The 22,507-nt window shown below is 70.1% G+C and carries 12 protein-coding genes; 1 reads left to right on the plus strand and 11 read right to left on the minus strand.

Annotated elements, in window-relative coordinates; translation table 11 throughout:
- Window positions 1-61 precede the first annotated feature (61 nt).
- From BS72_RS02610 to BS72_RS02625, 4 genes are all read right to left on the minus strand, one after another.
- On the minus strand, window positions 62-931 hold the full coding sequence (locus tag BS72_RS02610; RefSeq protein WP_037906053.1) for a hypothetical protein: 870 nt from the start codon (window positions 929-931) through the stop codon (window positions 62-64).
- On the minus strand, window positions 928-6,165 hold the full coding sequence (locus tag BS72_RS02615) for a caspase family protein (RefSeq protein ID WP_107498655.1): 5,238 nt from the start codon (window positions 6,163-6,165) through the stop codon (window positions 928-930). Before BS72_RS02615 ends, BS72_RS02610 begins: the two co-directional genes overlap by 4 nt.
- Window positions 6,166-6,408: 243 nt before the next feature.
- Window positions 6,409-7,449, minus strand: a complete 1,041-nt coding sequence (locus BS72_RS02620; RefSeq protein WP_037906055.1) for a serine hydrolase domain-containing protein — start codon at window positions 7,447-7,449, stop codon at window positions 6,409-6,411.
- Between the two features lie 145 nt (window positions 7,450-7,594).
- The gene (locus tag BS72_RS02625) at window positions 7,595-8,902 is read right to left on the minus strand and encodes a carbohydrate-binding protein (protein ID WP_037906057.1); all 1,308 of its coding nucleotides are present in this window, start codon (window positions 8,900-8,902) and stop codon (window positions 7,595-7,597) included.
- Between the two features lie 417 nt (window positions 8,903-9,319).
- Here BS72_RS02625 and BS72_RS02630 point away from each other — a divergent pair, with 417 nt between their 5' ends.
- Entirely contained in the window at window positions 9,320-10,243 is a 924-nt protein-coding gene (locus tag BS72_RS02630) for a hypothetical protein (protein WP_037906059.1), read from the plus strand.
- A gap of 135 nt (window positions 10,244-10,378) precedes the next feature.
- Here BS72_RS02630 and BS72_RS02635 read toward each other — a convergent pair whose 3' ends face one another.
- From BS72_RS02635 to trpB, 7 genes are all read right to left on the minus strand, one after another.
- The gene (locus BS72_RS02635; RefSeq protein ID WP_037906061.1) at window positions 10,379-11,842 is read right to left on the minus strand and encodes a glutamate synthase subunit beta; all 1,464 of its coding nucleotides are present in this window, start codon (window positions 11,840-11,842) and stop codon (window positions 10,379-10,381) included.
- Window positions 11,835-16,391 (minus strand): glutamate synthase large subunit, encoded by a 4,557-nt coding sequence (gene gltB, locus BS72_RS02640; protein WP_037906063.1) that lies wholly within the window; start codon window positions 16,389-16,391, stop codon window positions 11,835-11,837. Before gltB ends, BS72_RS02635 begins: the two co-directional genes overlap by 8 nt.
- 451 nt (window positions 16,392-16,842) lie before the next feature.
- Complete coding sequence (locus BS72_RS02645; RefSeq protein ID WP_051950576.1) at window positions 16,843-17,571, minus strand: VIT1/CCC1 transporter family protein; 729 nt, start codon at window positions 17,569-17,571, stop codon at window positions 16,843-16,845.
- Window positions 17,572-17,904: 333 nt separating this feature from the next.
- Complete coding sequence (gene lgt, locus BS72_RS02650; RefSeq protein ID WP_078900959.1) at window positions 17,905-19,059, minus strand: prolipoprotein diacylglyceryl transferase; 1,155 nt, start codon at window positions 19,057-19,059, stop codon at window positions 17,905-17,907.
- 187 nt (window positions 19,060-19,246) lie between these two features.
- Window positions 19,247-20,068 carry a DsbA family protein gene (locus BS72_RS02655; RefSeq protein WP_037906065.1) on the minus strand — a complete coding sequence of 274 codons (822 nt, stop codon included), beginning with the start codon at window positions 20,066-20,068 and terminating at the stop codon, window positions 19,247-19,249.
- Between the two features lie 195 nt (window positions 20,069-20,263).
- Window positions 20,264-21,061, minus strand: coding sequence for a tryptophan synthase subunit alpha (gene trpA, locus BS72_RS02660; RefSeq protein WP_037907348.1), 798 nt, complete (start codon window positions 21,059-21,061; stop codon window positions 20,264-20,266).
- A 116-nt stretch (window positions 21,062-21,177) separates the two neighbouring features.
- Window positions 21,178-22,506 carry a tryptophan synthase subunit beta gene (gene trpB, locus BS72_RS02665; RefSeq protein WP_051950577.1) on the minus strand — a complete coding sequence of 443 codons (1,329 nt, stop codon included), beginning with the start codon at window positions 22,504-22,506 and terminating at the stop codon, window positions 21,178-21,180.
- Between the last annotated feature and the right edge of the window lies 1 nt (window position 22,507).

The following is a 22,507-nucleotide window of genomic DNA, read 5'->3' on the forward strand; positions in this document are numbered from 1 at the left end:
ACACCAGGCCGACACGCCGCTGCTCCAAGGGTTGGTCCACGGAGGTTCATCGTGTAGCGCCTCACCAACCAGCGGTGTCGCCGTCGCGAAGCGCTTCGGCCATGGCCATGCCGGTTTCTCTCGCAGTGAGATAGGGGCGTACATCATGTGCTTTGGCGCCATTGTGAACCAGGAGATCGCGGATATCGTCCCCGAAGGATGGCGCCAGTTCCTTGGTCAGAGCGACGACATCACCCGCGTCGGCGATGTTGGTCCAGCGCTTCACCGGAGCCGGCCATCTCGCGTGACCAACGACTGGTGAAGGCGTGAGACGCTCGAAGACAAGGTTGCGAACGGCAAGCGGGGAGCCCATGGTGATCAGCGTGAGATCGGACCACTCCGCATGGGCGCACAGCACCTCGTACGCAACGACAGTGCCCAAGGAGTGGGCGACGATCACTTCGGTGTCCTGGCTTATGGCACGGGCCAGACGGGACTGTACACCAGTACGTATTTCCGGCTCGGTGAAGTAACGCCGCACCTGGCGGGCGCTGCCGATCACGGCGCGTTCACTAAGACCCGCGAAGAAAGCTGAGTGGCTGAGCGCGTCCAGGGCCCGCTGGACCAGGAGGGGTGTCCGAAGCCGCGTCGCTGTGCCCGGGCCGGCAACTCGCCTCTCCTGCTCAGCAGCGGACATCCACCACTGGTGGAGCAGATCACGCTCGATGCCCTCCTGTATGTCGGAGGCGTCGAGTTCCGGCTCACCAAGAGCACGGTGTCCAGCGGGGCGGAAAAGATCGCCGTAGAAAGCCATGGAGACTTCGTCCTGCGCAAGATCCACACCGGCCGCCAGTATGAGACCGTCTTTCAACGACGGATACCAGTCGGCGAGCAATGTCTGCGGTCCTTTGTTCTGCTGGGCGATGCCGTGGACGAGAACAACACGGGTCATGATCCGCCCCAATGGGTGGCGAGATTGAGCCGCAACGCGATCACGCCCATGTCTGTTGCCACGCAGACCTGTCCGCCCGTATCGATCGCGATTCCATTGATACCGCTACCGATGTCGAGTTCCGCGGTCCGCAATTGGCCGTCCATCGCCCAGACCCGCATGAGCCCATACCGGTCGGCCGCCAGTAGAAGAGGAACACCGTCAATCTCAGCGGCACAAATAGCCCGCACAGCGGATGGGAACGGTTCGAGATCGACGCTGGTGTCCTGGCGGCTCTCCATGCCCCAGACCCGGAGCCGTCCATCGCCCGCCCCTGTGATCACCGAGCTACGCCCGCCCCAACGCGCGATTTCCACGGCGTACGCCCCCTCGGTGTGGCCACCAAGAGGTTCCCCCAGCTGATCACCCCGGCTCGGATCCCAGAGCCGTACCGTGCCGTCTGCTGAGGCACTCGCCACTACTCGCATGCGGCCGACCGTCCCAGCACACAGCCCCATCACCTCGGCCGTGTGGCCGGACATCGGTGCGCAGACGGGCGCCTGGCTGTGGAGGCCCCAGACTTCGAGGGTGTAGTCCGGCCCAATCGACACCACCACCACTTCGCCGCTGTTCGTTATCAGCAAACACGACCGATAGGACGTCCCAGTACGCTTGCCGATCTGCCTGCGAGACGACAAACTCCATGCCCGCGTGTCCATCCAACTGCTGCGAACCACCACACCCTCCCCGCCCAGTTGGGCTGCAGCAATCCCGAATGTCACTTGCGAAGTAGTGGTCAGATGAGCCGCAACTTGCTGTCCGGTCCCTAGATCGTGCGTCCTCACCACACCGTCCATGGCGCCAGTAACGACGACTGCCTTGCCGTCAGGTGGGCGCAGGATATCGGCAGAGACCAACCCGCGTGCCGAGTCGCCCAACGGCTCCCCAATTGGCCGCATCGAAGCAACATCCCAGACCCGCACATCACGCCAAGAGGCGACCACTGCCAGAGCAACACCGTCGATGTGTGTCAACACCGGAGCAGCACATCTCAGCACATCCCAAGACCGGTTGTATCCCTCCAACGGTGGCCCCACGGATACTGCTGTCTCCAAGTCCCAGATGCGAACGGTACTGTCCAAGGAAGCGGTCGCTACGACCGTCGCTGAGTTGATTCGGCCCAGCATGCCTGAAATCACGATATCCGTATGGCCGGTGTACGGGCCCCCGACCCTTGAGGCGTCGAGTACATCGTGGACGTAGATCTCGTTGCCCTTGAACGTGACCACCGCGACTGCCCGCCCGCCATGGAACGCCACTCCGACCGTCCGCGCGGACTGCGTAAGCTCCGCTGCGTCGAAGTGTGCGCGAGGCGTACTTGGCCATTGACTCCCCTCGGTCAGATCCACCTGCCACACGTAGGCATGGTCGAGCGAGGTAGCGAGGATGATCTCTACGCCGCGTCCCAAAGACCGTACGGCAAGTTGCTCAATACCGCCGATATGGCCGACGAGAGGGGGACCAGCCGCGGCTCCCCTGGCGACATCCCAGACCCGGACAGTCCCGTCTTCGCCACCGGTAACCAGTACCGACACGGCGCCGAGCACGCAGAAGGCCGCACACCGCACGGCATTCGTATGCCCCAGCAAGGGCGGCTTCAACAACGAGCCCGTAAACGGCTCCCAAAGCCTTACCTCGGTGTCGGCCCCACCGGTCGCAACAACTGTCTGTCCGTCCAGAACCGCTATGGCGACGGCAGAGATCTCGCCAGAATGTCCTTTCATCGGTTCGCCGACTTGTACACGAGTCCGCAGATCCCACAGCCGGGCCGTCGTATCCTGTCCCCCCGTGACCAGCAGTGTACGGCCGCGATCCTCGCAAACCGCCGTACTTCCCACCGGCCGGCTATGACCTTCGTCCGGCTGGTCAGCGGTCAGGTCCCAGATGCGGGCGGTTCGGTCATGGCTGACCGTGACGCCGATGGAGCTGTCACCACCAGTGAGCGTCGCTGCCCGGATCTCTTCCACATGGCCTCGGAGCGGGGAAGCGAGTTGCTGCAACGTTCGCAAATCCCAAAGCCGTGCCTCGTTCCGCCCGCAGGTCAGCGCCACTGGGCGGCCCTTCAGCCAACCCGTGACAGCAGAGCGGACACCGCTGCTGCTCCAATAGACATGTGCCATAACTGGTTCGCCGATCTGCCGACGGTCGGTGAGGTCCCATCGGCTGAGCATCCCTGCTGCGTCCCCAACCAGAGCAACGGTTCGACCGTCGAGTTGGGCTGCGCACACTGCGGTGACCGCGTCGGCCGGCCCAATAAGAGGGCTCCCGTCGAGTCGGGCATCTCCGCCGTTGAATACGTCAGTCAGGTCCCAGATGTAGACAGCCTTGTCGTCTCCTCCGGTGATGGCGACAGGGCGCCCTTCGAGCTGTCCGAGGTCGGCATCGCGCACCGTACGTTTGTGAGCGGCCAACTCCGCGCCGAGCTGCTTCCGTCCGTCAAGGTCCCAGATGCGCGCGGTGCCGTCCGCACTCGCGGTCAACACGACAGGCCGCCCGTTAAAGGCTCCGATTGCGATGCTCTCAACCCGGTTGGTGTGACCCGTCAGGGCATCCCCGTACTCTTGACCGGCTGAAAGATCCCACACCTTTACCGTGCCGTCAGCCGCACCGGTGAGGACCACTGTGTAGTCACCCAGTTCACCTATGGCGACAGCGCTCACTGACGTGCCTACGGTTAATGGTTCGCCGATTTGGCGCTGCGAGGCAAGGTCCCAGACGCGGGCCGTTTCGTCCGTGCTTCCCGTCACCGCGATGGGACGACCGTCGAGCTCCCCGACCGCGACACATCCGACCTTTTTCGTGTGACCGTGGAGCAGTCGGTGCACTCCGCTGGTTGACCACCACGCCCACCGAGCAGACCACGGAAGGTTGACCCCGAGTACGTCGATTCGGTCGGCGAGTTCGTTGGCCTCGCAACGGCGGGCCGACAGTTGCAGGTCGGCCGCCCGGTCCCCGACGGCGCGATCACTCGTGAGGTGGTGCGCGACCTGTTCGTAGGAGCTGCGTATCCGCCTGGGACCTTCGCCTTCAATCGAGGCTAACGCCCTTAAAAGGGCCAGCGGCTCGCTGGCGAGCAGGAATCCTGGGTCCTCAATGAGAGCGGTCAGCACTCTGGCCGCCGCTGCGTGGGTGGACAAATGCTGACGGACGTAGGGGACAGCAGTGAACCACCCCAGTCGCTCCCCGGGCACGGTGGGGACGAGAGACATCAGTGCCTCGACAACCGACCGCTGGATCTCCTCGGAGGGTCGGTCGGCCGTCGCGCGCAGGTGCTCGGCCAGTGCTTTGTGGTAGAGCCGATAGGCCGAACGCCGGTCTTCGTCAAGAACTTCGGCGATGTACGCTTCCGCGACGTCCAAGGCCCAGGAGACATCTTCCTCCGTACAGGGCACGCCGGAGATGACCGTACTCATCGCCGTCCACGTCCGGCCGCGAGGCAGGCCCTTCCCTTCTGAAAAAGCGAGGGCGATCAGCATGCGGCGGACCCGTGGCTCGTCCGGCCCGAAACGCGCGAGGTAGTCGTCAAACGCCTCGCCGACCTCACTCGGGAGTTTGTCCGCCCAACGGGGTTGGCTGACGTCCACAGGCGTCACATCCGACCGCAGGGTACGCGCGGTCGTCCTTGCGTAAAGGTAGACGCCGGCCGCCTTCTCTGCGACTCCGCAGGCGACCGTCCGTGCAAGAGCGCGCTGGCCACGGTACGGAGTGCGCACCTCAGCCTCCTCGCTCGCGAGAAGAACCCGTGTGACGTAGCCCGCCACATCGTCCACGCTGGCGCGGTACTGGGGCTGGTCCAGGTCGAGGCAGACAAAGGTCGGCCCCAGGGGGCCGACGAGCTCATGGCGGGTTCCGACCAGAAGCCGTACGCCCTGGATCTCCGACATGGGGCGGAGCAGTTCCCGGGTGATCCGCCTGGGCTCGCCGTGACCGCCGGCATCCGCAGCGGTATCCGAGCCCGCTTCGTCCACCGCATCCACGACGATGACAAGCGGCACCCCCTGGCGCCCCTTCTTGGTCAACTCCTGAAGTAGTGCAGCGGCACCATCGGCTTCGACCTCAAGAGCGGTGGCGAGACGTTCCACCACCTCTTCGAGCCGCTTGTGACGGGCGTGCACTGAAGCCGTGACACACCCCGCAGGCACCACGGTTGCGGGGTCGACGCCAGCAAGGTCGAGGCGGTCCCGGTACCAGTTGTCCGACAGTGCGACGATCCTTCCCAGGACTGCCGACTTCCCGCAGCCGGGACTTCCGGTGACGACTCTGCCTCTGCCATCTCCACCGTCAGCGGTCAGCCAGGCCACCAGTTCTGACAGCACTCGGAGCCGCCCGCTGAAGTAAAGCCCCTGCTCCGACTCGAACTCGACGCCACGCGAGCGCGGCCCAAAGTGCTCCGTCAGGTCTTTTAAGGCAACCCTCCGCTGCACTTCCAGGTCGGTTCCGATCGCCGGCAGTTCATCCGTGTACCCGCCGTTCGGCAGAAACGGCGCCAGGCCGGTCACCAGACCGCAGGCTAACTCCGCACGCTGACCCAGCCCATCGGCCTCGAACCGCTCGTTGACCGCCTTGACCAGTTCTGTGAGATCGAGATACCGCTGCCGCTGGCCAGTACGCCCTGTGGTCGTCTCAACGGCCTCAGTCAGTGCTGCTACGAACGCGCCGTCCTCGGCAACGTCCTTCCTTCGGGCGGACGCAAGAAACCACAGGCCCGTTGAGCCAGCATCCGCGTTCCGATAGGCGATCGTCCGCAGCGCGACCGCCGATGCCTCCGCACCCCCCACACTGCCAGCGCAGGTGTCGAGAATCAGCAGGAGGTGCCGGAGGTTGCCCCGGCACAAGATACGCACCAGATCCTCGGTGGCCAGCGCAGTGGTCGCGAGGTCTCCGTCACGTGAGTCCCAGCACAGCAGATAGTGCCGGTCACGCTCTTCCACCGAACCGTGGCCCGCGAAGTAAACGACCACCACGTCGTCACTGGTGAGAGCGGCGTCTTCCGACCAATGCGACAGTTTTTGCCGGATTTGCTCGGCTCCGTCGTATTCGCCGAGCCCGGGCAGCACCGACTCGTACCCGAATCCAGCGAAAAGATCTCTCGTCTCGCGAACGTCAGAGGGCACAGAGCGTAGCTGATCGTCCTCGGGGAGGTGGCGGTATCGACCGTCCCCCAACGCTATGAAGAATCTCCGAACCAACTCCACCTCCCCACCGCGAATTCACGAGCTTGCGAAGACTGTAGCGATCAGATCGCACTTCGCACTCGCCAAACACCAGACTGGTCACTTCCTTTGGAAACGGGTTCGCCGCAACCCTCCCAGGAGCCCCAACCTGTGGCGCAGATCCGAAGGCCGCTCCCGAAAGAGTCGATCACAGCCGGTTGACACCGACCCCGTCATCCGGCTGCCTCACTTCCTCGAGCTCGAATCTGGTCCCCTCGCCCCGACTCACCGGCCGAAGGCGAGTTCGCGGAAGCGGTTGCGGATCGTGGTGAGGGGTTCGCGGTCGCGGGTGAAGTAGAGCTTGTTCGTCAGGAGCACGGCCCACGTCCCGCTCCGGGGTGAAAGCCACATGCCCGTGCCGGTGAAGCCGTAGTGCACCCAGACCTGTTCGGCCGGGTCGGTGCCGGGGGCGGGGTGCCAGAACAGGCCGCGAACGGGCTCCAGTTCGCCGGTCTGGACGGTCAGGGACTCTCGCGTCCACGCGGGGCCGAAGCCGGGACGGCAGGCGGCGGGGTCGAGGAGGCAGCGGAGGAAGACGGCGAGGTCGTCCAGGACGGAGAAGACACCGGCGATGCCGCACACACCGCCCAGAAGACGGGCGGAGAAGTCGTGCGCGGTGCCCTGGAGGTGGACGCCGGTGTCATCGTCCAGTTCGGTGGGGGCGGATCGGGCGGCGAGGTCGGCGGGCAGCGGTCCGAAGCGGGTGCCGGTCATGCCGAGCGGTCCCCAGGTCCGGGTCAGCGCAAGCCGGTCCAGTGGTTGGCCGGAGAGGTGTTCGGCGAGGTAGCCGAGGATGAGGGCGGCCCGGTCGGTGTACTCGACGGCTTCGCCGGGCGGCCGGTGCAGGGCCTCGTGGAGCACGCCGGCGCGGACGGCGGCCGGGTCGGTGCCGTAGAGGTTCCGCAACTGGGCCCGCAGGGGAAGTCCGGCGGTGTGGGTGAGCAGGTTGCGGACGGTGACCAGGCCGAGAGGGTGGCCTTCCACCTCGGGCCAGAAGCTGCCGAGGGGTTCGTCGAGGGGGAGCGTGCCGTCGGTCCACAGGGCGCCGACCGACGACCACACGGCGAGGATCTTGGTGAGGGAGGCGGTGTCGAAGACGGTGTCGAGCCGCGTCTTCTGCTCGGGCCGGTCGGGGTCGGGGCAGCCGACGGCACCGCCGGCCAGGGCGCCGTCGGCGGTGCCGAGGCCCCAGACGGCGCCCGGATACACCTTGTCGCGGACACCGTCTTCCAGCAGTTGGCGGATGCCGTCGCTGCTGGGCGTCATCGTCTCCCCGGCTCCTCGTGGATGGTCCGCCCCGACAGCGTAGTGAGGCAAGGGCGCCGGCGGGGGTTGCGGCGCGAGCGCGCCCCCGCGCGCAGAGGGCGGGCCGCGCACGGTGGTGGGTGCGCGGCCCGCTCCGGGTTCTGTGTCAGTCCCCGAGGTCGGTCAGGAACTTCTTGGTGTACTGCAGCGGTGTCGTGCTGGAGACCGAGTTGCAGGTGGGGGACGCGTACGTGTACGAGCAGGGCGTGTCACGGTCAAGTGACCAGTGGTGCAGCCCGGCCAGGCCGTTGCTGACCGCGTAGGACGTCAGCGTGTCCACGTCCGCGGTGGTGAAGGTCTCGCTGGTGGCGTCGTTCATGCCGATCATCGGGGTGACGGCGATCTTGCTCGCCGGGATCCCGTAGGTGTGCTCCAGGTTCTTCACCGCCTGGATCGCCGACTGCGCCATCTGGCAGCTGCCGGAGGAGACGACGCACACGCTGCTGGACGCGTTGCCGTAGTCCATGGTCATCAGGTTGACGACGTACTTCTTCAGGCTGGACCCGAGCACTGCCTGCACGACCTCGTTGCCGAGCGAGTTCACGCCGCCGTAAGAGCCGTCGGACGCTCCCAGCGTGGCGAGGGTGAACGAGAACTGCAGGTTCGGGTACTGCGCCTGTGCTCCCGCCGCCGCGGCGACCAGGTTCTGGATGTCCGACTGGCTCTGGCCGCCTTCGATGTCGAAGTCGATGCCGACCAGGTTCGGGCTGGCGTAGCGGGCGATGAACGATTCCATGCCGGCCGTCGAGCCGCAGGTGAAGCTTCCGGCCGCACCGCCGGTCGACACCACGTAGTTGAGGTTGGCGGAGTGGAGCTGGGGCACGTTCTCGGCGGCCCAGTTGGCGCCCGAGACGCCGCCCCAGTTCTCGCTGCCGCAGGCTCCGGTGGCGAACGCGAGGGTGAGCGCGGGCAGCTTCGGCACGTAGCCCGACACCACGCTGCCGGAGCCGACCACGGGCAGGGTCGACCCGCTCACGGCCGACTGCATCTGGTAGGTGTTCCAGTTCATGTTGATCGTGACGTCCTTGTACGGGCTGAAGAGCAGACCGCTCACCGAACCCGTACCGGTGCCGCCGGTGCCGCCGGTCCCGCCGGTGCCGCCGGTCCCCCCTCCCGACGATCCGCCGCCGGTACAGGCGCCGTTGGACGTCCAGGGCTGCCCGGAACCGCTCCCGCCGTTGCTGGTCGCCGGGTCGTTGCCCTGGGTCCAGTAGTTGGCGGTGTAGTTGGTGCCGTTCTCGCTCGCCTGCTGGCCGGCTGTGTAGACGGTGCCGGAACTCCACGCCGCGGCGCATGTGGTGGCCGCCTGCGCGGTGGGCGCCGCGGCCACCGCGAACGCCAGGCCGCCGACCGTCAGCCCGAGCGCCGAGCCGGCGACGAGAGCCTTGCTCAGAATCCGATTTCCGACTCGCATGAACTCTCCAAGGATGAGAGGAGTGTTGCGATGTGCGGCACCTCACTGAGCCGGTGGACCGGCGAGGTGGCCACTGTGCCCGTGGGCGAACCGAGTGGTCTTGACCACTCGCGCAGATTGGTCAAGACCACTTTGTACGGGTGGTGAACGGGCCGGTCAACCCTTCGACAAGGTCGCGTGGGGAGTTGGCCGGATCCGGTGGGTGCCCCTTGGGCCGCAGTCGTCCACGGACGTCGCAGTTCCCGCGTGGGGTGCCGTCGGCGGGACGGCCGGGATCGGCCGGCGCCGGAAGGGGTGCCAGCCGTTCGGGGACGGTGCGGACGGAGGAACATCCGCGTGTTCGGGACTTCTTGACGGTCTGTCGGACAACCCGCCGCGTGAGCGCGCGGGGCTACACTCGGCCACCGGGAGGTGCCCATGGCGCGGCCGGTGCGGGACGACGGGGGCGGCGGGGGTGACGGGAGCGGCGCGGGCTGGTTTCCGCATCTGGAGGCGGTACGGGGGGCGTTGACCACGCTGTACCGGCGGCTGTCGGGGGACGGGGTGGCCCGGTTCGCGGCAAGTGTGCGGCCGGAGGTCGTGGAGTTCCCGGGCGACGAGGACCCGTACCTGGGCGCGCAGCGGATCGCCGGGGCTATCGTGGCGCACCTGGGGCTGCCGGACGCGCGGATGGTGGTGTCGTACCGCGACATGCCGTACGCGGGCCGGGTGGAGCTGGCGGCGGGCCCGGAGTACTTCGTGGAGCTGCACTCCCGGTTCAGGGAGGACCGCCGGGACGTGGGCGCGGCGCTGGCCCACGAGGTGACGCACGTGTACCTGCACCGGCTGGGGCTGCGCGGGCCGGAGGTGTGGGAGGACGAGATCCTCACGGACACGGTGGCGGCGTACCTGGGGGTGGGCTGGCTGCTGCTGGACGCGTACCGGCACGAGCCGGCGATGCGCGGGGAGCGGATCACCATGGCCGCGTACACGCTGGGCTACCTGACGCCGCAGGAGTACGGGTACGTGCTGGCCAAGCGGGCGCTGGCGCTCGGGGACGACATCGAGCCGTGGTTCACCAGCCCGTACGCGCGCGACGCCTACCGGACGGGGCTGGAGCTGGCCCGCCGGGACCTGCGGCGGCCACCGCTGGCCGCGGCGCCCTGGACGGCCCGGCGTCGGTACGCCCGCCACCGGGACCAGGGCGTCTCCGGCCCGGACCGCGCCTTCGACGGCCCGGCCGCCGCCCGGCGCGTCACCTTCCCCTGCCCGACGTGCTTCCAGCGCCTCCGCGTCCCCTGCGGCAGCCCCCTGCGCGCCCGCTGCGGCCTGTGCCACACCGTCCACGCCTGCGACCCGTGAGCGGTCCGGGGATACGGCGCAGCGCTCGCCTCCTGGTCGGGGAATGGCGAGCGCTGCGGTGTTGCGCGTTCCGCACTCCGTTGTGCGGGACGTCTACCGGGCGGCCCGGCCGGGGTGGGCCGGGCCGACCGGGGGTCAGACGGTGAGGGGCCGGTCGGTGGGCCGGATCGGCGCGGGCAGGGCCGAGGCGGTGCCCGTCAGGTAGGCGTCGACCGCCTTCGCGGCCGAGCGGCCCTCGGCGATGGCCCAGACGATGAGGGACTGGCCGCGGCCGGCGTCGCCGGCGGCGAAGACGCCCTCGACGTTCGTCTTGTAGTCGCGGTTGCGCGCGATGTTGCCGCGCGCGTCCAGCTCCAGGCCGAGCTGCTCGACCATGCCGTTCTTCTGGTCGGTGCCGGTGAAGCCCATCGCGAGGGTGACGAGGTCGGCGGGGATGATCCGCTCGGTGCCCTCCTGCGGGACGAACCTGCCGTCCTCGAAGACCACCTCGACCAGGTGCAGTTCGCGGACGTTGCCGTCCTCGTCGCCGGTGAACCGCATCGTGTTGACCGCGTACAGCCGCTCGCCGCCCTCCTCGTGGGCGGAGGTGACCTTGTAGACCATGGGCATGGTCGGCCACGGCTGGTGCGCCGGGCGCTCCTCGGTCGGGCGCGGCATGATCTCCAGCTGGGTGACGGAGAGCGCGCCCTGCCGGTGCGCGGTGCCGACGCAGTCCGCGCCGGTGTCGCCGCCGCCGATGACCACGACGTGCTTGCCCTCGGCGCTGACCGGCGGGGTGACGTAGTCGCCCTCCTGCACCTTGTTGGCCAGCGGCAGGTACTCCATCGCCTGGTAGACGCCGTTGAGCTCGCGGCCCTCGACCGGCAGGTCGCGGGCCGTGGTGGCGCCGGCCGCGATGACGACGGCGTCGTAGCGCTGGGCGAGCTTCGCCGCGTCCAGGTCGGTGCCGATCTGCACGCCGGTGCGGAACTTGGTGCCCTCCGCGCGCATCTGCTCGATGCGGCGGTTGATGTGGCGCTTCTCCATCTTGAACTCGGGGATGCCGTACCGCAGCAGGCCGCCGATGCGGTCGGCCCGCTCGTAGACGGCGACGGTGTGGCCGGCCCGGGTGAGCTGCTGGGCGGCGGCCAGGCCGGCGGGGCCCGAGCCGATGACGGCGACGGTCTTGCCGGACAGCCGCTCCGGCGGCTGCGGGCGGACGTCACCGCTGTCCCACGCCCGGTCGATGATGGTGACCTCGACGTTCTTGATGGTCACCGCCGGCTGGTTGATGCCGAGCACGCAGGCGGACTCGCACGGCGCCGGGCACAGCCGCCCGGTGAACTCCGGGAAGTTGTTGGTGGCGTGCAGCCGCTCGGAGGCGGCGGTCCAGTCCTCGCGGTAGGCGTAGTCGTTCCACTCGGGGATGAGGTTCCCGAGCGGACAGCCGTTGTGGCAGAACGGGATACCGCAGTCCATGCAGCGGCCGGCCTGCTTGGTGATGATCGGCAGCAGGCCGCCGGGGACGTACACCTCGCGCCAGTCCTGCTTGCGCTCCTCGACCGCCCGGGTGGGGTTGTTCTCACGCGGGGTGGTGAGGAAGCCCTTGGGGTCAGCCATTTGCCGCCTCCATCATCTTCGCGGTGGTCTCGGACTCGGAGAGCCCGGCCTGCTCGGCGGCGTTCTTGGCGGCGAGCACTGCCTTGTAGTCCCTCGGCATGACCTTGCCGAAGCGGGTGAGGGCGCTGCCCCAGTCGGCGAGCAGCCGCTCGGCGACGGTGGAGCCGGTCTCCTCGAAGTGGCGGCGCACCACGTCGTGCAGCCACGCGATGTCGTCGGCGGTGAGCGCCTCGACCTCGACCATGCCCGGGTTGACGGCCTTCGGGTCCAGGTCCAGGACGAAGGCGATGCCGCCCGACATACCGGCCGCGAAGTTCCGTCCGGTGGAGCCGAGCACCACGGCCCGGCCGCCGGTCATGTACTCGCAGCCGTGGTCGCCGACGCCCTCGGCGACCACGGTGGCGCCGGAGTTGCGGACGCAGAACCGCTCGCCGGTCAGACCGCGCAGGAACAGCTCGCCGCCGGTGGCGCCGTAGGCGATGGTGTTGCCGGCGATGGTCGAGTCGTCGGCGAGGTGGTCGGCGCCGCGGTCCGGGCGGACCACGATCCGGCCGCCGGACAGGCCCTTGCCGACGTAGTCGTTGGCGTCGCCCTCCAGCCGCAGCGTGACGCCCTTGGGCAGGAACGCGCCGAACGACTGGCCGGCGGAGCCGGTGAAGGTGATGTCGATGGTGCCCTCGGGCAGGCCCTCGCCGCCGTACTTCTTCGTCACCTCGTGGCCGAGCATGGTGCCCACCGTGCGGTTGACGTTGCGGATCGGCACCTGCGCGCGGACCGGGGCGCCGGTCTCCAGCGCGTCGGCGGCGAGCCGGATCAGCTCGTTGTCGAGCGCCTTCTCCAGGCCGTGGTCCTGGTCGGTGGTGCGGCGCAGGGCCGCGCCCTCGGGCAGCTCCGGCACGTACAGCAGCGGCGCGAGGTCCAGGCCCTGGGCCTTCCAGTGGTCCACGGCGCGGCCGGCGTCGATGACCTCGGCGTGGCCGACGGCCTCGTCGATGGAGCGGAAGCCCAGCTCGGCGAGGAGCTCGCGGACCTCCTCGGCGATGAACTCGAAGAAGTTGACGACGAACTCGGGCTTGCCGTTGAAGCGGTCGCGCAGCACCGGGTTCTGGGTGGCGACGCCGACCGGACAGGTGTCCAGGTGGCAGACGCGCATCATCACGCAGCCGGAGACCACCAGCGGCGCGGTGGCGAAGCCGAACTCCTCGGCGCCGAGCAGCGCGGCGATCACCACGTCGCGGCCGGTCTTGAGCTGGCCGTCGGTCTGCACCACGATCCGGTCGCGCAGCCCGTTGAGCAGCAGCGTCTGCTGCGTCTCGGCCAGGCCCAGCTCCCAGGGGCCGCCCGCGTGCTTGAGCGAGGTCAGCGGGGACGCGCCGGTGCCGCCGTCGTGGCCGGAGATCAGCACCACGTCCGCGTGCGCCTTGGACACGCCCGCGGCGACGGTGCCGACGCCGACCTCGGAGACCAGCTTCACGTGCACCCGCGCCCTGGGGTTGGCGTTCTTCAGGTCGTGGATGAGCTGGGCGAGGTCCTCGATGGAGTAGATGTCGTGGTGCGGCGGCGGGGAGATCAGGCCGACGCCCGCGGTGGAGTGCCGGGTGCCGGCGATCCACGGGTAGACCTTGTGGCCGGGCAGCTGGCCGCCCTCGCCGGGCTTGGCACCCTGCGCCATCTTGATCTGGATGTCGTCGGCGTTGACCAGGTACTCGGAGGTGACGCCGAACCGGCCGGACGCGACCTGCTTGATCGCGCTGCGCCGGGCCGGGTCGTACAGCCGCTCCGGGTCCTCGCCGCCCTCGCCGGTGTTGGACTTGCCGCCGAGCTGGTTCATCGCGATGGCGAGCGTCTCGTGCGCCTCGCGGGAGATCGAGCCGTACGACATCGCGCCGGTGGAGAACCGCTTGACGATCTCACCGACCGACTCGACCTCGTCCAGCGGCACCGCGGGCCGGTCGCTCTTCAGGCCGAAGAGGCCGCGCAGCGTCATCAGCCGCTCGGACTGCTCGTTCACCCGGGAGGTGTACTGCTTGAAGACGTCGTAGCGGCGGGTGCGGGTGGAGTGCTGGAGCCGGAAGACGGTCTCCGGGTCGAACAGGTGCGGCTCGCCCTCACGGCGCCACTGGTACTCGCCGCCGATCTCCAGCCGGCGGTGCGCGGCGGGGATGCCGGACGCCGGGTACGCCTTGGCGTGCCGGGCCGCGACCTCCTTCGCCACGACGTCGATGCCGGCGCCGCCGATCTTGGTGTCGGTGAGGTGGAAGTAGGTGTCGACGAACTCGGCGTCCAGGCCGACGGCCTCGAAGACCTGGGCACCGCGGTAGGAGGCCACGGTGGAGATGCCCATCTTGGACATGACCTTCAGGACGCCCTTGCCGAGCGCCTTGATGAGGTTCCGCATGGCGGTCTCGGCCTCGACGCCGGACAGGAACGTGCCGGCCCGGGCCAGGTCCTCCACGGACTCCATGGCCAGGTAGGGGTTGACCGCGGCGGCGCCGTAGCCGATCAGCAGCGCCACGTGGTGGACCTCGCGCACGTCGCCGGCCTCGACCAGCAGGCCCACCTGGGTGCGCTGCTTGGTGCGGATGAGGTGGTGGTGCACGGCGGAGGTGAGCAGCAGCGACGGGATCGGCGCGTGCTCGGCGTCGGAGTGCCGGTCGGACAGCACGATCAGCCGGGCGCCGTCCTCTATGGCGGCGTCGGCCTCGGCGCAGATCTCGGTCAGCCGCGCGGCCAGCGCCTGGCCGCCGCCGGCCACCCGGTACAGGCCGGACAGCGTCGCGGCCTTGAGGCCCGGCAGGTCGCCGTCGGCGTTGACGTGGATGAGCTTGGCCAGGTCGTCGTTGTCGATGACCGGGAACGGCAGGGTGATGTTGCGGCAGGACGCCGGGCTGGGCTCCAGCAGGTTCCCGGAGGGACCGATGGTGGAGATCAGCGAGGTGACGAGCTCCTCGCGGATGGCGTCCAGCGGCGGGTTGGTGACCTGCGCGAACAGCTGGGTGAAGTAGTCGAACAGCAGCCGCGGCCGGTCGGAGAGGGCGGCGATCGGCGAGTCGGTGCCCATCGAGCCGATCGGCTCGGCGCCGGTGCGCGCCATCGGCGCGAGCAGGACCCGCAGCTCCTCCTCGGTGTAGCCGAAGGTCTGCTGGCGGCGGGTGACGGAGGCGTGGGTGTGCACGATGTGCTCGCGCTCGGGCAGGTCGGCCAGGTGGATCAGGCCGGCGTCCAGCCACTCGCCGTACGGGTTCTGCGCGGCCATGCCGGCCTTGATCTCGTCGTCCTCCACGATGCGGTGGGAGACGGTGTCGACCAGAAACATCTTGCCGGGCTGCAGGCGGCCCTTGCGGACGACCTTCTGCGGCGGGAAGTCCAGCACGCCGGACTCGGAGGCGAGCACCACCAGGCCGTCGTCGGTGACCCAGTAGCGGCCCGGGCGCAGACCGTTGCGGTCGAGCACGGCGCCGACCACGGAGCCGTCGCTGAAGGTGACGCAGGCCGGGCCGTCCCAGGGCTCCATGAGGGTGGAGTGGTACTGGTAGAACGCGCGCCGGGCGGGGTCCATCGAGTCGTGGTTCTCCCACGCCTCGGGGATCATCATCAGCACGCTGTGCGGCAGCGACCGGCCGCCGAGGTGGAGCAGCTCCAGCACCTCGTCGAAGGAGGCGGTGTCGGAGGCGCCGGGGGTGCAGATCGGGAAGATCCGCTCCATGTCGCCGCCGAAGACCTCGCTGGCCAGCTGCGACTCGCGGGCACGCATCCAGTTGCGGTTGCCCTTGACGGTGTTGATCTCGCCGTTGTGGGCGACGAACCGGTACGGGTGCGCCAGCGGCCAGCTCGGGAAGGTGTTGGTGGAGAACCGGGAGTGGACCAGCGCGATGGCGGTGGCGATCCGCGGGTCGGACAGGTCCGGGAAGAACGGCTCCAGCTGCTCGGTGGTGAGCATGCCCTTGTAGACGATCGTCCGCGCGGACAGCGACGGGAAGTAGACCTCGGCCTCGCGCTCGGCGCGCTTGCGCAGCACGAAGGCGGGGCGGTCCAGCTCGATGCCGGCGCGGCCGGCGGCGTCGCCAGCGGCGGCGTCGGCGACGAAGAGCTGGGAGAAGAACGGCATGGTGGAGCGGGCGGTGGCGCCGAGGGTGCTCGGGTCGACCGGCACCTCGCGCCAGCCCAGGACCGTGAGGCCCTCCTCGGCGGCGATCCGCTCGATGGCGTCGACGGCCTTGACGCGGTCGTCGGCCTGGACGGGCAGGAAGGCGAGGCCGGCGGCGTAGTGGCCGGCGGCCGGCAGCTCGAAGTCGACCACGGCGCGCAGCAGCGCGTCGGGGACCTGCATGAGGATGCCGGCGCCGTCGCCGGAGTCCGGTTCGGAGCCGGTGGCGCCGCGGTGCTCCAGGTTGCGCAGGACGGTCAGCGCCTGCTCCACGAGTCCATGGCTGGCCTCGCCGGTGAGGGTGGCGACAAAGCCGACGCCGCAGGCGTCGTGCTCGTTGCGGGGGTCGTACATCCCCTGCGGGGCGGGGCGCCCGTCCATGAACGCGGAACGCGAACGCATGGCTCTCCCGTCGTCGTCTTTGGCTGAGATGCAGTGCCTGTTCGCAGGCATGCGCAACAGGGACGACGTTGGCCCTCTGCGATTTCGTGCAGGTTACATGATGGATGAGTGTTCGAGAAGCGGATACCCGATTCCAGCATGTGGACGCGCGATGTGGCTTTTCGGGGTGGGTGTTCGGTTCTGGCCAGCGTCGTACCGCGGGGGTGGCGCGGTCCCGGACCCTGGGCGGAGTGGCCGCACAGGGACGTCCGGAGCGGGGGGCTCCGCCGGGTGCGTTACCGAGTGATGCCCCGTACGGCGGAGGCTGAAACGAGCGGGAAACAGAACCTTGCCGGAACCGTCCCGAATCCGCCGGACGCGGCGCCGTCACCACGCGGACCTGGGGAAAGGCCGCGCCCTCTGGTGCCGCCGCGCCGGACCCGTCCGGCGCGGCCCTTCCACCGGTCCGGGGTCAGCCGACGGCGGAGCCGATCAGGTCGCCCAGGACGTAGGTGATGCCCGCGGCCGCGGCGCCCAGCGCGAGCTGCCGCAGGCCGCTGAACCACCACGAGCGCGCGGTCACCCGGGCCACCGCGGCGCCGCAGCCGAACAGCCCGGCCATCGCGAGCGCCGCCGCCGGCCACAGCCGCTCGGCACCCAGCAGGTACGGCAGCAGCGGCAGCAGGGCGCCCAGCGCGAACGACACGAACGACGAGGCCGCGGCCACCAGCGGCGACGGCAGGTCGTCGGGGTCGATGCCCAGCTCCTCGCGGGCGTGCACCTCCAGCGCCCGCTCCGGGTCGGCCGACAGCTGCCGGGCCACCTCGTGGGCGAGCCCCGGCTCGACACCGCGCGCCACGTACAGCGCGGCCAGCTCGTCCAGCTCGGCCTGCGGGTTGCGGAGCAGCTCGACGCGCTCGACGGCCAGCTCGGCCTCGACCAGCTCACGCTGGGAGGCGACCGAGGTGTACTCCCCCGCCGCCATGGAGAACGCGCCCGCGGCCAGCCCGGCCAGCCCGGTGACCACCACGGTGCGGCTGCTGACGTCTCCGCCGGCCACGCCCGTCATGAGGGCGAAGTTCGACACGAGGCCGTCCATCGCGCCGAAGACGGCCGGACGCAGCCAGCCGCCGTTGACGTCACGGTGGGTGTGGTCCGGCTGTTCGGGGCGGGCGATCTCGCCGACGGTAGCGGTGGTCATACCTTGACGTTACGTGGCCCGCGGCCTGCTTCGCCAGCAAGGGAAGGCTGACCTGACCTGCGCAAACACCGCCGCGCGATGAGCCCAGGACGGTGCCCCTGCGACGGGACGCCCCCTGGCCGGGAGAGCCGTGGCCTGCGCTTTCACGACGGTGTTCGCGCAGGCCCGCGGTGCCCACACCGTCAGGGGTGGCGGAGCCGGGTGGCCGTCACGGGCGTGGGAACGGCCGGAAATCGACCGGGAACAGCCGGGAACAGCCGGAAGGGACCAGTAGGGACCCGAAAAGGGCGCCCCAGCCGCACAGCCGAAAGGAACGGGCGGCTCGGCGTGCGCTCAGGAGGTGGCGGCGGCGCTGCCGGAGGTGTCGCCACCGGCCGCCGCGGCGGCCGCCTTCTCGGCCGGGCCGGGCTCCGCGTCGCCGTCCCGCGCGGGGTCGCCCGCCGGGGCGTCCGCCGAGCCCGCCGCCTCGCCGGACCGACGGCCCTCGCCACCGGGCCGCTCCGCGGCCGTCCCGGCGCTCTCCGCGCCTTCCGGGCTCTCGGCGCTTCCGGAGTTCTCCGGCTCCGCCGCCTTCTCGGTCTGCTCGGTCTGCTCGTCCTTCTCGGCCTTCTCTGCCTGCCCGGCCTGCTCCGCCTTCTCGGCCGGCTCCACGCCCGAGGCGGTGGCCGGCTCGGCGTCGGGCTCGACCACGCTCTCGCGGCCGGGCCGCAGCCGGCTGGACAGCACCATGTAGGCGATCGCGCCGAGGAAGACGATCAGCGCCGTCCAGTCGTTGAGCCGCAGGCCGAGGATGTGGTGGGCGTAGTCCACCCGCATGTGCTCGATCCAGAAGCGGCCCACGCAGTACGCGGCGACGTAGAGCGCGAAGACACGGCCGTGGCCCAGCCGGAAGCGGCGGTCGGCCCAGATCACCAGGAGAGCGACACCGATACACCACAGGCACTCGTACAGGAACGTGGGCTGGTAGACGCCCGGCACCCGGTCCCCCGCGGTGCTGGTGATCTTCAGGCCCCACGGCAGGTGGGTGGGGTTGCCGTACAGCTCCTGGTTGAACCAGTTCCCCCAGCGGCCCATGGCCTGGGCGACGGCGATGCCGGGGGCGATGGCGTCGGCGAAGGCGGGCAGCGCGATGCCGCGGCGCCGGCAGCCGATCCACGCGCCCAGGGCGCCCAGGGCGATGGCGCCCCAGATGCCGAGGCCGCCGTCCCACACCTTGAAGGCGTTCACCCAGTCGTTGCCGTCGGTGAAGTACAGCTCGTAGTCGGTGATGACGTGGTAGAGCCGGCCGCCGACCAGGCCGAAGGGCACCGCCCACACCGCGATGTCGGCGACGGTGTTGACCTTGCCGCCGCGCGCGATCCAGCGCCGGTTCCCGAGCCAGACGGCTGCGAAGACACCGAGGATGATGCAGAACGCGTAACCGCGCAGCGGGATCGGTCCGAGGTGGACGACGCCGCGGGACGGGCTGGGGATGTATGCGAGCTCCATGGCAGAGCCGACGCTACCGCAGCCGGGCGGATCCTTGTGCGATCCGCCCGGCCACGTGTGGATAACATCCGCCCCCCGCGCCCGGTACGGGACGGCGGGCGGGCCAGGACCGGGGCACGGTCGGGGACCAGGACGTGGTCAGGACCGAGCCGTGGTCAGGACCGGAGTGCGGTCAGGACGGGTGCGCTCAGGACGGGCTGGCCGAGGCGGTCACCGTCCCCGGCTGCTTGCCCTTGTTCGCGTCGGCGACCATCTTCTTCAGCGAGGCCGGGGTCAGCACCGCGGCGCCGGAGCCGTAGATGTTCTTGCCGTTGAGCAGCACCGTGGGCGTGGAGTCGAAGCCGGCGGAGTTGAAGGCGGCGTCGGACTTGCGCACCCACTCCTTGTGGGTGCCGCGCTCCACGCACGAGGTGAAGGCGGCGCTCGTGAGCCCGGGGACCTTCGCGGCCAGCGTGAGCAGGGTGGCGTTCTTGCTGAAGGCGTCGTCCTGCTCGTCGGGCTGGTTGGAGAAGAGGACATCGTGGAACGCCCGGAACTTTCCCTGGTCCTGGGCGCAGGCCGCCGCGTTCCCGGCGTTCAGCGAGCCGGAGCCGCCGAGGTTGCCGTCGATCAGGGTGACGAGGTGGTACTCGGTACGGATCTGGCCGTCGTCCTCCAGGCTGTGGATGGTCGGCGTGAAGCCCTTCTCGAAGGCGTCGCAGGCCGGGCAGCGGAAGTCCTCGTAGACGGTCAGCGTGGAGGGCGCGTCCGCGGCGCCGACCGGGATGACGAGGTTGTCCTTGCCGATGGCGCCGCGCGGGGCGACCACCGGACCGGCGGAGTCGCTGCCGCCGCCGCTGTCGTGGTCGGCGACGGCCACGCCGATGCCGGCCGCCGCGGCGAGGACGACGACGACCCCGCCGGCCGCGATCAGGGTGCGCTTGCGTTTGGCGCGGGCCTTCTCTTGCTCCCGCTGGGCGTACAGCTCTTCCCGGGCGGTGCGCTTCGCCTCGCGGTTCTTGTGGCTCATCACGTCCGGCAAACGTCCGCGGCGGCGCCTTGTGGGGTGCGCCGCCGCGTTTTTCCCTCTCCGGAGTGACCCGAACCCCTCTCCCGAGTGAGTTTTCCGCCCGCCCGTGCCCCCCGTCGTGCCGGGGAGCGCCGGCCTCCGGGGGCGGCGGTCACGGCCCCCGGAGGTCTCGGCGGAACGCTGCGGGCAGTTCCCTCAGCGGGTGACGGCGGCGGCCAGCTCGGCCGCCAGCTCCTTGACGGCGGTCAGGCCCGCCGGGAGGTCGCCCTCGTGCTGGAGCAGCCGGCTGACGAAGGCGGAGCCCACGATCACGCCGTCCGCGAAGGCGGCGACCTCCGCGGCCTGGGCGGCGTTGGAGACGCCCAGGCCCACGCAGACCGGCAGGTCCGTGGTGGCGCGGGTGCGGCGCACCAGGTCGGCGGCCTGGCTGCCGACCTGGGTGCGGGTGCCGGTGACGCCCATGACGGAGGCCGCGTAGACGAAGCCGCTGCCGGCCGCGGTGATCGCCGCCAGCCGTTCGTCACGGCTGGAGGGGGCGACCACGAAGACGGTGGCCAGGCCGTGCTCGGCGGCCGCCTCCCGCCAGGCCGCGGACTCCTGCACCGGCAGGTCGGGCAGGATGCATCCGGCGCCGCCCGCCGCGGCCAGCTCCTTGGCGAAGCGCGCCGCGCCGTAGCGGTCCACCGGGTTCCAGTACGTCATCACCAGCACCGGCCGGCGGTAGGCGGCGAACGCCTCCCGGACGGTGCGCAGGACGTCGGCGATGCGCACGTGGTTGTGGTTGAGGGCGATGTCGTCGGCGGTCTGGATGACCGGGCCGTCCAGCACCGGGTCGCTGTGCGGCAGGCCGACCTCGACGATGTCGGCGCCGCCCGCGAAGGCCGCCTTGACCGCCTCGGTGGCGCCGTCCAGGGTCGGGAAGCCGGCGGGCAGGTACGCCACCAGGGCGGCCCGGTCCTGCTTCCTGGTGCCGGCCAGCACCTCGTCGAGCAGGGCGACCTGCCCGCCGAAGAACTCCTCGCCGGCGCCGGTGCCGGTCGCGGTGCCCGCGTCCACCGCCGTCGTGCCGGTGGCGCCCGTCGTGCCCGTCGTGCCCGTCGTCTTCGTGCTCACTTGCCCGCCCCCGTCTGCATGCCGTTGCCGCTGGTGCTGCCGCTCTCGCCGCCGGTCTCGCCGTCCGCGCCGTCGTAGAGGCCGAAGTAGCGGGCGGCGGTGTCCATGTCCTTGTCGCCGCGCCCGGAGAGGTTGATCACGATGACCGCCTCCGGGCCCAGCTCGCGGCCGAGCTCCAGGGCGCCGGCGAGGGCGTGGGCGCTCTCGATGGCCGGGATGATGCCCTCGGTACGCGACAGCAGCCGCAGCGCCTGCATCGACGCGTCGTCGGTCACCGCCCGGTACTGCGCCCGGCCGGTGTCCTTCAGCCACGCGTGCTCGGGGCCGACGCCCGGGTAGTCGAGGCCGGCGGAGATCGAGTAGGGCTCGATGATCTGGCCCTCGTCGTCCTGGAGGACGTAGGAGCGCGAGCCGTGCAGTATGCCGGGCTCGCCGACGGTCAGGGTGGCCGCGTGCTCACCGGAGTCCACCCCGTGGCCGGCCGGCTCGCAGCCCACCAGCCGCACCCCGGTGTCGGGGATGAAGGCGTGGAACAGGCCCATGGCGTTGGAGCCGCCGCCGACGCAGGCGACCACGGCGTCCGGCAGCCGGCCGGTGCGCTCCAGCACCTGGCGGCGGGCCTCGACACCGATCACCCGGTGGAAGTCGCGCACCATCGCGGGGAACGGGTGCGGGCCGGCCACGGTGCCGAACAGGTAGTGCGTGGAGTCGACGTTCGCCACCCAGTCGCGGAACGCCTCGTTGATGGCGTCCTTGAGGGTGCGGCTGCCGGAGGTCACGGAGACCACCTCGGCGCCCAGCATCCGCATCCGGGCGACGTTCAGCGCCTGCCGCCGGGTGTCGACCTCACCCATGTAGATGGTGCACTCCAGGCCGAACAGCGCGCAGGCGGTGGCGGTGGCCACGCCGTGCTGTCCGGCGCCGGTCTCGGCGATGACCCGGGTCTTGCCCATCCGGCGGGTCAGCAGCGCCTGCCCCAGCACGTTGTTGATCTTGTGGGAGCCGGTGTGGTTCAGGTCCTCCCGCTTGAGGAAGACCCGGGCGCCGCCGGCGTGCTCGGCGAACCGGGCCACCTCGGTCAGCGGGCTGGGCCGGCCGGTGTAGTGGGCGAGCAGGCCGTCGAGCTCGGCGGCGAACGCCGGGTCGGCCTTGGCCTTCTCGTACTCCGTGGCGACCTCGTCGACCGCGGCGACCAGGGCCTCGGGGATGAACTTCCCCCCGAAGGGCCCGAAGTAGCCCTCCGTGGACGGCTGCGCGCCCTCCGGGTCGGGCAGGAAGAAGCGCCCCGCGTCGGCGGAGTCGGGGGACACGTCGTGTTCTGGCATG

Origin of the sequence: Actinacidiphila yeochonensis CN732 (genome assembly GCF_000745345.1) — a bacterium.
Taxonomy (GTDB): Bacteria; Actinomycetota; Actinomycetes; order Streptomycetales; family Streptomycetaceae; genus Actinacidiphila; species Actinacidiphila yeochonensis.

Bases quoted from the DNA above. Each gene is read 5' to 3' on its own strand.
- BS72_RS02635 (WP_037906061.1), bottom strand. From the start codon at position 11,842: ATGGCTGACCCCAAGGGCTTCCTCACCACCCCGCGTGAGAACAACCCC.
- lgt (WP_078900959.1), bottom strand. From the start codon at position 19,059: ATGGAGCTCGCATACATCCCCAGCCCGTCCCGCGGCGTCGTCCACCTC.
- BS72_RS02610 (WP_037906053.1), bottom strand. From the start codon at position 931: ATGACCCGTGTTGTTCTCGTCCACGGCATCGCCCAGCAGAACAAAGGA.
- gltB (WP_037906063.1), bottom strand. From the start codon at position 16,391: ATGCGTTCGCGTTCCGCGTTCATGGACGGGCGCCCCGCCCCGCAGGGG.
- BS72_RS02645 (WP_051950576.1), bottom strand. From the start codon at position 17,571: ATGACCACCGCTACCGTCGGCGAGATCGCCCGCCCCGAACAGCCGGAC.
- BS72_RS02630 (WP_037906059.1), top strand. From the start codon at position 9,320: ATGGCGCGGCCGGTGCGGGACGACGGGGGCGGCGGGGGTGACGGGAGC.
- BS72_RS02625 (WP_037906057.1), bottom strand. From the start codon at position 8,902: ATGCGAGTCGGAAATCGGATTCTGAGCAAGGCTCTCGTCGCCGGCTCG.
- trpB (WP_051950577.1), bottom strand. From the start codon at position 22,506: ATGCCAGAACACGACGTGTCCCCCGACTCCGCCGACGCGGGGCGCTTC.
- BS72_RS02620 (WP_037906055.1), bottom strand. From the start codon at position 7,449: ATGACGCCCAGCAGCGACGGCATCCGCCAACTGCTGGAAGACGGTGTC.
- BS72_RS02655 (WP_037906065.1), bottom strand. From the start codon at position 20,068: ATGAGCCACAAGAACCGCGAGGCGAAGCGCACCGCCCGGGAAGAGCTG.